Raw genomic sequence first — 11316 nt, 5'->3', positions numbered from 1 at the left:
CCCGGGTCCTACTCCCGCGCTCTCTCGGCCGTCGGAGCTCGGCGCCCGGGCGTCCTCGACACCGACGCCGTGCTGCCGGAGCTCGTGATGCACGCCGACCCGGCCGCCCTGGCGGAGCTGCGCGAGGCCGTGCTGGCCCCCTTCGCCCAGGTGGCCGAGGGCACCGCCGAGCGGCTCATGGAGACCCTGCGCGCGTGGCTGCTGCTGCAGGGGCGACGTGAGCTCGTCGCCGAGTCGCTGCACGTGCACCCGCAGACCGTGCGCTACCGGATGAACCAGGTGCGCGACCTCTACGGCGAGCGGCTCAACGACCCCGACGAGGTGCTCGCGCTCGTCCTCGCCCTCGGCCGCTGAACCGCAACCCTGCAGGACCCTAGGGTCTTGCGCAGTTGGCCGGCCGCAACCCTGCAGGACCCTAGGGTTGTGCAGGGTTCAGCGGGTCCAGTGGTCGGCCACGGCGTCGGCGACCGCGCCGCCGCCGGTGAAGGAGTGCGTCCCGGGCGCCTCGTCGACGCGGACGTCGGCGGCCCTGTCCCCCAAGGCTGCCTCGCACCGCGTCGGCGAGCCGAAGGGGTCCTTGGCGCCCTGCACCACCTGCACGGGCAGCCCGGCCTCGACCGGCAGGAGCAGCTCGTGGATGCGGGACTTGTCGGGGCCCTTGCCCGGCGGCACGAGCGGGAAGCTGAGCGCGAGGACCCCGTCGGCCCCGAGCTCCGCGGCGAGCCGGCAGGCCACCCGCGCGCCCGCACTGCGACCACCGAAGACCACCCGGTCCCCCAGCGAGCCCCGCACGCCCACGACGATCTCGCGCCACGCGGCATCGAGCTTCGGCGGCATGGGCGCGACCTTCTTGCCCGCCACCCGCCACGGCATCTCGACGAGCGCGACCTGCCAACCGAGCCCGGGCAGCCGGGTGGCGATCGCCTGCAGGTCCTTGGCCCCGATGCCGCCGCCCGCTCCGTGCGTGAGCAGCAGGCTGCCGAAGGGGGTCCCCGTCGCCTCGTGCAGGTGGACGCGGGCGGGGCCCTGGGCCGTGGGGGTCTCGAGCTCAACCATCGGGGTTGATCACCTCTCCGGTCTCGGGGTCGACGACGCCGACCAGGTCGGACGCGGGCGCCGGCTCGAGCAGGGCTGGTCCGTTGTTGCGCGTGGCGTTGACCGCGGTCGAGATCGGGTGGGCGGCGAAGCGCCCCGGCTGGGCGAAACCGAGCATCTCCCCCACGTCATCGAGGTCCGTCAGGGCCGGGTCGAGCCAGCGTGCCCAGTCATCGGGCTCGAGCACGAGCGGCTGCCGGTCGTGGATGCGGTCCATGCCCGGGTCGGCACTCGTCGTGATGATCGTGAAGGTCGTCAGCCACGCGTCGGGGTCGTCACCGGCCGCGACCGCCGGATCGCGCCAGAACTCGTAGAGGCCGGCGAAGGCGATGGGCGCACCGTCGCCACGGTGGATGTAGAAGGGCTGCTTGCGCGGCTTCCCCTTCGCGTCCTTCGCCACCGGCGAGACCTGCCACTCGTACCAGCCGGCCGCCGGCACGATGCACCGGCGGCTCGCCGCCGCCTTGGCGAAGGCCGGCTTGTCGAGGACCGACTCGGCCCGCGCGTTGATCATCCGCAGGCCGACCCCGGTCTCCTTCGCCCACGACGGCACGAGACCCCAGGTGAGCAGCCGCAGCTGACGCACCCCCACCCCCGGTTCCTGAGGTGCGAGGGCCCCCGGGCCCGAGCCTCGAAGGGCCCCCTTCGGCACGCGGGTGAGGACCACCGGAGCCTGCTTGGTCGGCGCCATGTTGAAGTCGGGGGTGCGCGCCGGCGGGTCCTGGGGTGACTTGAGGATCGAGCGGGCCGGGTCGCCGACGCGGTCTGCATCGACCTCGAACTCCTCGATCAGGTCGTCGGGGTTGGCCGTGGCCGCATATCGTCCGCACACGCCTCCGAGACTAGGCCCACGGCCGATCCCGACTACGGTAGGAGACGTACCCGCCGGGAGACTCCCGGCGACCACACGACGACAAGGAGCACTCACCCATGATCGTTCGTCGCATCGCCCGACCCATGCTGGCCGGCATCTTCATCTGGGGCGGGATCAACGCACTGCGCTACCCCGCCGCCCACGTGCCCGCCGCGGAGCCCGTGACCAAGCCCCTGGCCGCGAAGACCCAGCTGCCCGACGACACCGAGCTGCTCGTGCGCGCCAACGGTGCCGCGATGGTCGCCGGCGGCGCGCTCCTCGCCACCGGCAAGGCCCCGCGCCTGGCCTCCACGCTGCTGCTCGGCACGATGGTGCCGACGACGGCGACCCACAACTTCTGGGCCGAGTCCGACCCGCAGGCCAAGGCCGGCAAGCTCACGCAGTTCATCAAGGACGTCAGCCTCATGGGCGGCCTGCTCCTCGCCGCGGTCGACACCGCGGGCAAGCCCGGCGTGGCCTACCGCGCCAAGCTCGCCGGCGAGAGCGTCGAGCGCACCGCGCGCCAGCCGCAAGGCGGCGCCCGCGAGGCGAAGCTCGCGCGCTCCAGGCCAAGCAGGCGGTGTCCTGACCCGCGATGACCAGCCCTGATTGGCATGCCCCCGGCAGCGTCCGGTCGCCTCGACGCGACCGTGACGCTGCCGGGGAGCAAGTCCCTCACCAACCGCTACCTCGTGCTCGCGGCCCTCGCCAGCGACACCTCACGCCTGCGCCGTCCCCTTCGCTCCCGGGACACCGAGCTCATGGCCCAGGCCCTGCGCCAGCTCGGCGCCGGCGTCGACGACGCCACCTCGGCCTCCGCCCAGGGCGCCTCCCCCGACTGGATCATCACCCCCGCGACGCTGCGCGGCGGGCGCACCGTCGACTGCGGCCTCGCCGGTACCGTCATGCGCTTCCTGCCGCCGGTCGCGGCGCTCGCGAACGGCCCGGTGACCTTCGACGGCGACGAGCACGCGCGGGTGCGGCCGATGGCCGCGATCATCGACGCGCTGCGTGACCTCGGCGTCACCGTCGAGGACGAAGGGAGGGCCACGCTCCCCTTCGTCGTGCAGGGACAGGGCTCCGTGCGGGGCGGGCGGGTCGTGCTCGACGCCTCCGCGTCCTCCCAGTTCATCTCGGCGCTGCTGCTCGCCGGCTCGCTCTTCGACGAGGGCGTGACCGTCGTGCACGACGGCAAGCCGCTCCCTTCGCTCCCGCACATCGAGATGACGGTCGAGGCGCTGCGCGATGCCGGTGCCGCCGTCGACGACTCCGAGGCCAACACCTGGCGGGTCGAGCCCGGTGAGCTGCTGCCGCTCGACGTCACCGTCGAGCCCGACCTGTCCAATGCCGCGCCCTTCCTCGCCGCCGCGCTCGTCGCCGGTGGCCGGGTCGCGGTCCCCGACTGGCCCGGGCACACCACCCAGGCCGGCGACATGATCCGCGACGTCCTCGCCCAGATGGGCGCCGAGGTCACCCTCGACGCGCGCACGCTCACGGTGACGGGCGACGGGCGGGTCTCCGGCATCGACATCGACCTGCACGACGCGGCCGAGCTGACCCCCGTCGTCGCGGCTCTCGCCGCGTGCGCCGACGGGCCCTCGATCATCCGCGGCGTCGGGCACATCCGCGGCCACGAGACCGACCGGATCGCCGCGCTCTCGCGCGAGCTGGGAGGCCTCGGCGTGGGGGTCACCGAGCTCGAGGACGGGCTGCGGATCGACCCGGCGCCGTTGCGCCCCAACACCTTCCACACCTATGCCGACCACCGCATGGTCATGGCCGGTGCGCTGCTCGCGCTGCGCGCGCCGGGCACGGTCATCGAGGACCCGGCGACGGTGGGCAAGACGCTGCCGCAGTTCGTCCACCTGTGGGACGGCATGCTCGAGGCCACGGAGGGCTGATGGGCAGGTCCGCGCGCAGCTGGGACGAGTCGGACGTCCGCGTGCGCCCCAACCGCCGCGGCTCCCGCCCCCGCACCAAGGACCGGCCCAAGCACGAGGACGCGATCGTCGGCCAGGTCACGGCCGTCGACCGCGGCCGGTGGACGACGCTCGTCCCCGCGGGCGACGGCCTGCCGGAGCGGGTCGTCATCGCCATGCGCGCCCGGGAGCTCGGCCGCTCGCCCGTCGTCGTCGGCGACCAGGTCGGCATGGTGGGCGACACCTCCGGCCGGCCCGACACCCTGGCGCGCATCGTGCGCATCGAGGAGCGGGCGACCGTGCTGCGGCGCACCGCCGACGACACCGACCCCGTCGAGCGGGTCATCGTGGCCAATGCCGACCAGCTCGTCGTCGTCGCCGCCCTCGCCGACCCGCAGCCCCGCCCGCGCCTGATCGACCGGTGCCTCGTCGCGGCCTACGACGCCGGCATGGACCCGCTGCTCGTGCTCACGAAGTCCGACCTCGCCTCCGCCGACGACTTCCTCGCCCAGTACGCCCCGCTCGACGTCCCGCACGTCGTCACCTCGGTCCTCACCGAGGGCAGCGCCGGCCTGGCCGAGCTGCGCCGTCGGCTCGCCGGCCGGGTCTCGGTGCTCGTCGGCCACTCCGGCGTCGGCAAGTCGACGCTCGTCAACGCGTTGTGCCCCGACGCCGACCGCGCCACCGGTCACGTCAACGACGTCACCGGTCGGGGCCGGCACACCTCGACGAGCGCGCTCGGCCTGCGCCTGCCGCCCCTCCCCCCTTCGCCCGAAACTCCGCAAGACCCTAGGGTTTTGCAGGGTTCGGACGCCTCAACCCTGCAAGACCCTAGGGTTTTGCAGGGTTCGGAGCCGGACCCGGACGCGGCGGGCTGGATCATCGATACCCCGGGCATCCGCTCCTTCGGGCTGGCGCACGTCGAGCCGGACCGGATCATCGGGCACTTCCCCGAACTGGCCGAGGGCGCCGAGGCCGGCTGCCCGCGCGGCTGCACCCACGACGAGCCGGACTGTGCCCTCGACGCGTGGGTCGCCGCCGGGCACGCGGGGCCCGGTGGGGCGCAGCGGCTGGACTCCCTTCGCCGCCTGCTGCGAGCGCGATCCGGCGAGTCCGACGAGCGCTGAGCCGGTACCCCGCCGGGGCCACCACTGCCGGTACGTTGACCGGATGGCTGACAGCTCCCCCTACGCCGATGACCTGCGGCTGGCCCACGTGCTGGCCGACCAGGTCGAGCGGATCACGATGGCTCGCTTCCAGGCGTCCGACCTCGTCGTCGAGTCCAAGCCGGACCTGACCCCCGTGAGCGACGCGGACCGCTCCTGCGAGGAGGCGATCCGCGCCCAGCTGGCCCGCTCCCGTGGCCGCGACGCCGTGCTCGGCGAGGAGTTCGGCAGCGTGGGCAACTCGCAGCGCCGCTGGATCATCGACCCGATCGACGGCACGAAGAACTACGTACGCGGCGTCCCCGTCTGGGCCACGCTCATCGGGCTCGTCGACGGCGAGGACTGCGTCGTCGGGCTGGTCGCGGCACCCGCCCTCGGCCGGCGCTGGTGGGCGGCGAAGGGGGCGGGAGCCTGGACCGGTCGTTCGCTCGCCCAGGCCAAGCAGATCCACGTCTCGGGGGTCTCGCAGCTGGCCGATGCCTCGCTGTCCTACAGCTCGCTCGACGGTTGGCGCGAGGCCGGGCGGGCGCGCAACTTCCTCAACTTCACGTCCGACCTGTGGCGCACCCGCGCGTACGGCGACTTCTGGTCCTACATGCTCGTCGCCGAGGGCGCTGTCGACGTCGCTGCGGAGCCCGAGCTCGAGGTCTACGACATGGCCGCGCTCGTCGCGATCGTGCAGGAGGCCGGCGGCCGCTTCACCTCGCTCGAGGGCGCCCCCGGCCCTTGGGGTGGCAATGCCGTCGCGACCAACGGCCTGCTGCACGACGAGGTCCTACGGCGGCTGGCGCCGGACGCCTGAGGAGCCTCGCTCGTCCAGGCGCCCACTCGGGCCGCTCGGGCCGCCCCGGCCCCGCTGGTTGTGTGTTGAAGTGGTAGTCCAGCCTGCCTGCACGACGCACCAGAGGCTGCCGGCACCAACGGCTACTGGTGCAACACACAACCATGGTCAGAGCGCCCAGCGGTCCGGCGGGTCCAGGTGTCGCCCCGACCGGATCACCTGCAGCAGGGTGGCGGACGTCCTCGCCCCAGCCTGCAAAGGTCATCGCGTGCGTCAGCCGGGTCGTGAAGTAGCCCAGCTCGAGCGCGCGCAGATCACGCGCCCGGTCCTTGGCGTAGGTGTCCTTGCCCGTGTGGTGCTGACGGCTGTCGCACTCGATGATCCACCGCCGACCCGCAAGATTGTCCACAAAACCGACGCCCGGGATCTTCACCTGAGGAGTGACGCTGACGTTGCGGAGCAACAGGAAGAGCCTGACCTTGCTCTCCGTCCCCGACTGGGCCTTGCCGGATGCCCGCTCGAGTACTCGTCGGACTCCCCGAGGCGCCGTCGCGGCCAGCTCGGTCACAGTGTCCTGGTCCACCAGCTTGTTGTGCAGGGCACTGTCGGCCAGGATGCCGACCTCGAGCGGGTCGAGACACCTGATGGAGTGCTCGAGCAGGAGCCGAGGCGAGGCGAGCGGGCTCGGCTCCGGCCACGACTGGTGCCATCCGTGGCCCACCCAGCCGGCACCCACCTGCCCGCGCCGGCCGTACACGTGCAGCCCGGCTGCGGGCGGCACCCACAGCCCGTGCTGCTCGGCCGCCGTGACACAGGTCGGGCGCAGGCCGGCTGTCAGAGCCGCGCGGACCCCTTCGTCAGTGTCGGGCGTGACGTAGTAGCGGCCCGCGCGGACCAGCTCACCGCGCCCCACGATCTGTGGGATCGCGCGCGCAGCGACGCGGTCATGGACCTGACGGCTCGTGTAGATCATCCCGCCAGCACAGCCGGGGGGTGCGGTCCCTTCCACGGGCCGACGCGATGTGTGGACAACCTCGAGATGCTCCACACGGTTGTGCGTTGAAGTGGTAGCCCAGCCTGCCGGCAAGCCTCACCAGAGGCTGCCGGCTCGCAGGGCTACCTGTTCACCACACAACCATCGGCCCCACCGGCCGGTTTGGCCCTCAGTTGGCGACGACGGTCACCGACCCGAGCCCGAGCTCCTCGACCTCGTCCCGGTAGAGCGCGGCATCGCCGACGACCACGATGGTCCACTCGGGCCGCACGTGCTCACGCCACGCGGCGTCGAGGTCGGCAGCGGTGAGCTCGCGCATCGCGGCGATCATGTCGCTGGTGAAGGTCAGCGGCAGGTTGTCGCCGGCCAGCCCGCTCGTCTCGTCGGCGATCGCGTCGGCCGTGTCGTAACGGCCCGGCGCCGTCAGGCTCATGAAGTCGACACCGGCGCGGGTCTCGGCATCGGTGAAGCCCTCACCGACCCCGCTGAGGATCTCCGCGAGCAGGCGAAGGGAGTCGACCGTCGAGTCGGCGCGGACCGACCCCGAGACGGTGAAGGCGGAGCCCACCTGCCGAGGGCGGAAGCCGGCCCGGATGCCATAGGTGTAGCCCTTGTCCTCGCGGAGCACCTGGTCGATGCGGGCATTGGGCGCGCCGCCGATCACCCAGGCGAGGACGGGGAAGGGGGCCCACCCGGACTCGACCCGTCGGTCCGGGCCGGGCCCGCCAATGAGGATCTCCGACTGCACCGACCCCGGCCGGTCGACGAGCACGACCCGGGCGGCGTCGTCGGCGCGGGGCGCAGGGGTCCGCTCGACGGAGACCGCGCGGCCGGACGTCTCCCAGGCACCGACCGTCCCGGCGAGCAGCTGGTCGACGTCGACCCCGGTGAGGTCACCGGCGACGACGACCGTCGCTCCCTCGGGGTGAACGTGCGTGGCGTGGAAGTCGACGACGTGCTCACGACGGATCGCGGCAACGGTCTCGGCCGAGCCCGACGCCGGGCGGCTGGCCCGGGTGTCCACGTCGTAGTAGGTCGCGGCCCACTCCTTGAAGGCGCGACGCCCGGCGGAGGCGCGCTCCTGCTCGATCTCGGCGAGACGGGTGCGCGTCACCCGCGCGACCTCGGCCTCCTCGAAGACCGGCTCCGACAGGCACTCGGTGAGCAGGTCGAGCGCCTCGCCCAGGTGCCGCTGCGGCACGTCGACGTCGACGCCGAGAGCCGCTTCGCTCATACCCGCACCGAGGGCGATGCCCCGGCGCTCGAGCAGCTCGGCGAGCTCGCGCTGGCCGTGCGTGCTCGTGCCCTCGTCGAGCAGGCGCGCCATGATCCAGGCGACGCCTTCGACCTCGCGCGGCTCGTGCCGCAGGGCCACGGGCACGGTGACCCGCACCGAGACGACATACTGCCCCGGCAGTGGTGGACCAGTGCCCGGATGCCGTTGGGCAGATCCAGCTCGCGCGGCTCGGGGAAGGCCCACTCCCCCGGCGGCGTCACCTCGGGCCGCGGGACGACCGGCTGGCTGCCGCCTGCCGCCGCCTCGCTGCCGCCTGCCACCGCCTCGCTGCCGGCGCCCGTCTGCGTGCTCATGCTCTCGACCTCGCTCACGCGACCTCCTCCTGCTCCTGGGCGACCCGGTAGACGACGGCGGCTCGGCTCTGCGGCCGCAGCCACCGGTCGGCGGCAGCCCGCACCTGCTCGGGGGTGACCTCGGCCAGCCGGTCGAGGAAGGTGTTGATGAAGCCGGGGTCGTCGTGCAGGCAGGTGTAGTGCCCGATGAGGTCGGCCCGCTCGTCCTTGGCCGCCAGCGCAGACAGCCAGGCCCGCTCGGCCTGGGTGCGCACGGCCTCCATCTGCTCGGGCGTCGGCCCCTCGTCGGCGAAGGCCGTCAGCTCGGCGCACACCCGCTCCTCGAGCGCATCGGTGTCGACGCCATCGGCGACGTCGACGACGACCAGCCCGAGCGAGACGCCGTCGACGAAGCCCATCGCCCCGACGTCGACGCTGTTGGCCACCTGCTCCTCACGCACGAGGCGCTGCTCCAGCGGCGAGAAGCTCAGCCCGCCGAGGCAGTCCAGGGCCATCGAGGCGGCGAGGAACTCGTCACGGGTGCCACCCCCTTCGGCAGGCAGGCGGAAGGCGAGGTGGATCCGGTCGTTGGGGACCTCGTCGACGACCTCCTCCCGCAGCGGCTCCGCCAGCGGCGGCAGCGGCGCGACCGGCGCCCGCCGCGGCTCGGCGCGGTGCTCGATGTGCCCGAAGTAGCGCTCCGCCAGCTCCAGCGCCCGCTCGGCCGTCACGTCACCGACGATCGTCAGGACGGTGTTGTCCGGGGCGTAGTGGCGGGTGAAGAAGTCGTGGACGTCCTGCACGGACGCGGCGTCGAGGTCCTCCATCGACCCGATCGTCGGGTGGTGGTAGGGGTGCCCCTGCGGGAAGACCGTCGCGTAGACGCGGGTCAGCGCCTGACCGTAGGGCTGGTTGTCGTAGCGCTGCCGCTTCTCCTCCTTGACCACGTCGCGCTGGTTGTCGAGGTTGGCCTGGTTGACCGCGGCCAGCAGGTTGGCGTGACGGTCGGCCTCGAGCCAGAGTGCGAGCTCGAGCGCCCCCGAAGGGATGGTCTCGAAGTAGTTGGTCCGGTCGAACCACGTCGTCGCGTTGAGCCGGCCACCGACCCCCATGAGCGCCTGGAAGTGCTCGCCGTTGGCCACGTGCTCGCTGCCCTGGAACATCAGGTGCTCGAAGAGGTGGGCGAAGCCGGTGCGGCCGGGCTCCTCGTGACGTGACCCGACCCCGACCCACAGGTTGACTGTGACGGTCGGGGTCGTGTCGTCCGGCTGCACGACGACGCGCAGGCCGTTGGGGAGGGTGCGGTCCTCGAGGGTGAAGTCCAAGGGCATGGACGCACCTTACGACGCGCGTGCGCGCATCGGGTCAGGAGGCGTCGCGCTGCTCCTGCTCACCGGTGCGCGGCAGCTCGGGGAAGGCGTCCTCGCCGAGGTCCTCGATCGCCCGGCGGGCGAAGACCTGCTGCATCGTCGTCGCACGCTCGTTGCGGTTGTTGCCGACGAAGGTGATGATCCAGTTGAGCAGCGTGGAGACGCGGTTCTTGAAGCCGACCATCGCCATGAGGTGCACGGCCAGCCAGGCGAGCCAGGCGATGAAGCCGGTGAGCTTGATCTTGCCGATGCTCGCGACGGCGGAGTACTTCGAGATCGTCGCCATCGAGCCCTTGTCCTTGTAGACGAAGGGGGCCTGCGGCTCCTTGCCCTCGAGACGGCCGATGATCTCCTTGGCCGCGTAGCGGCCGCCCTGGATCGCCAGCTGGGCGACGCCCGGGTAGCCCTTGAGGTTGATCATGTCGCCGACGAGGAAGATCTCGGGGTGTCCCTTGAGGGTCAGGTCCTCCTCGACGTGGACGCGCCCGGCGCGGTCGATCTCGGCGCCGGCCTGCTCGGCGACGAGCTTGCCGAGCGGCGAGCCGGCGACGCCGGCGGCCCAGACCTTGGTCATGGCCTCGATGCGCTGGGTCGAGCCGTCCTTGTACTTGACGTCGATGCCGGCGCCGTCGACGTCGGTGACCATCGCGCCGAGCTGGACCTCGACGCCACGCTTCTCGAGGCTGGCGCGGGTCTTGCCACCGAGGTGGTCACCGAAGGAGGGCAGCACCTGGTCGGCACCGTCGAGCAGGATGACCCGGGCGTCCTTGGGGTCGATGTGGCGGAACTCGTGGGCGAGCGTCTTGTGCGCGAGCTCGGCGATCTGGCCCGCCATCTCGACTCCGGTCGGGCCGGCGCCGACGACGACGAAGGTGAGCAGCCGCTCGCGGTCCTCGGGGTCGGTCGTGGTCTCGGCCAGCTCGAAGGCACCGAAGATGCGGCCGCGCAGCTCGAGGGCGTTGTCGATGTCCTTCATGCCCGGCGCGTAGCGGGCGAAGTGGTCGTTGCCGAAGTACGACTGGCCGGCACCGGCGGCGATGATCAGGCTGTCGTAGGGCGTGACCGTCTCCTGGCTCAGCGAGCGGGAGGTGACGGTGCGCGCCTCGATGTCGATCTCGTGGACGTCGCCGAGGATCGTGCGGACGTTCTTGTCGCGGGCGAGGATGTCGCGGGTCGCCGGGGCGATGTCGCCCTCGGAGAGGATGCCCGTGGCCACCTGGTAGAGCAGCGGCTGGAAGAGGTGGTGGCCGGTGCGCGAGATGAGGGTGACCTCGACGTCCTTGCCGCTCAGGGACTTCGCGGCGAACAGGCCGCCGAAGCCGGAACCGATGATGACGACGCGGTGCTTGCCAGAGTTAGCGCTCACGCCTTCCATTGTGGCCCAGCCCATGCCGAAGGGAGAAATCGTGCCCCTATTCCTCTGGTCACAACCGCCCCGGACCTGATAAAGCCCTCACCTCCCCGGCCGCCACCCACCTCCAGTCCGCATTGCCCAACGGCAATGCGGCCTGGATCTGCATTGCCGTTGGGCAATGGCGGACTCAGGGCCTAGCCGTCGCCCCGCGGGAG

Annotated in this window: 10 protein-coding genes; 5 read left to right on the top strand and 5 right to left on the bottom strand. The window is 72.3% G+C overall.

Translation table 11 applies throughout. The features are described 5' to 3' along the window. A partial coding sequence (locus tag AC2W7J_RS10110; protein ID WP_485982266.1) for a helix-turn-helix domain-containing protein occupies positions 1-354 on the top strand: 354 nt, incomplete at its 5' end. Positions 355-432: 78 nt separating this feature from the next. Here the strand turns inward: AC2W7J_RS10110 and AC2W7J_RS10105 are convergent. Together AC2W7J_RS10105 and AC2W7J_RS10100 are read right to left on the bottom strand one after the other, a co-directional pair. Further along, the gene (locus AC2W7J_RS10105; protein WP_485982265.1) at positions 433-1056 is read right to left on the bottom strand and encodes an alpha/beta hydrolase family protein; all 624 of its coding nucleotides are present in this window, start codon (positions 1054-1056) and stop codon (positions 433-435) included. Beyond that, positions 1049-1927 carry an SOS response-associated peptidase gene (locus tag AC2W7J_RS10100; RefSeq protein ID WP_485982264.1) on the bottom strand — a complete coding sequence of 293 codons (879 nt, stop codon included), beginning with the start codon at positions 1925-1927 and terminating at the stop codon, positions 1049-1051. Before AC2W7J_RS10100 ends, AC2W7J_RS10105 begins: the two co-directional genes overlap by 8 nt. Positions 1928-2025: 98 nt before the next feature. Here AC2W7J_RS10100 and AC2W7J_RS10095 point away from each other — a divergent pair, with 98 nt between their 5' ends. The 4 genes from AC2W7J_RS10095 to hisN are packed head-to-tail and all read left to right on the top strand — an operon-like array spanning position 2026 to position 5835. After that, positions 2026-2547 carry a DoxX family protein gene (locus AC2W7J_RS10095; protein WP_485982263.1) on the top strand — a complete coding sequence of 174 codons (522 nt, stop codon included), beginning with the start codon at positions 2026-2028 and terminating at the stop codon, positions 2545-2547. Between the two features lie 15 nt (positions 2548-2562). Continuing rightward, entirely contained in the window at positions 2563-3849 is a 1287-nt protein-coding gene (gene aroA / locus AC2W7J_RS10090) for a 3-phosphoshikimate 1-carboxyvinyltransferase (RefSeq protein WP_485982262.1), read from the top strand. Then, positions 3849-4994, top strand: coding sequence for a ribosome small subunit-dependent GTPase A (gene rsgA / locus AC2W7J_RS10085; protein ID WP_485982261.1), 1146 nt, complete (start codon positions 3849-3851; stop codon positions 4992-4994). Before aroA ends, rsgA begins: the two co-directional genes overlap by 1 nt. A 43-nt stretch (positions 4995-5037) precedes the next feature. Next, positions 5038-5835: a histidinol-phosphatase gene (gene hisN, locus AC2W7J_RS10080; RefSeq protein ID WP_427802053.1), complete on the top strand. Its 798-nt coding sequence runs from the start codon at positions 5038-5040 to the stop codon at positions 5833-5835. Between the two features lie 1142 nt (positions 5836-6977). On the opposite strand, the gene AC2W7J_RS10075 is transcribed toward hisN, so the two are convergent. From AC2W7J_RS10075 to AC2W7J_RS10065, 3 genes are all read right to left on the bottom strand, one after another. Beyond that, positions 6978-8201: a M16 family metallopeptidase gene (locus AC2W7J_RS10075; RefSeq protein WP_485982260.1), complete on the bottom strand. Its 1224-nt coding sequence runs from the start codon at positions 8199-8201 to the stop codon at positions 6978-6980. Positions 8202-8412: 211 nt separating this feature from the next. Then, a complete protein-coding gene (locus AC2W7J_RS10070; RefSeq protein WP_485982259.1) occupies positions 8413-9708 on the bottom strand; it encodes a M16 family metallopeptidase in 1296 nt (431 codons plus the stop codon). 34 nt (positions 9709-9742) lie between these two features. Beyond that, the gene (locus tag AC2W7J_RS10065) at positions 9743-11122 is read right to left on the bottom strand and encodes an NAD(P)/FAD-dependent oxidoreductase (protein WP_255185542.1); all 1380 of its coding nucleotides are present in this window, start codon (positions 11120-11122) and stop codon (positions 9743-9745) included. Positions 11123-11316 lie beyond the last annotated feature (194 nt).

The sequence above is a fragment of the Janibacter sp. CFPM2_SD2 genome (assembly GCF_057364645.1).
Note: the sequence above shows the minus strand (reverse complement) of the source record. Positions and strands in the feature narration are given on the sequence as shown.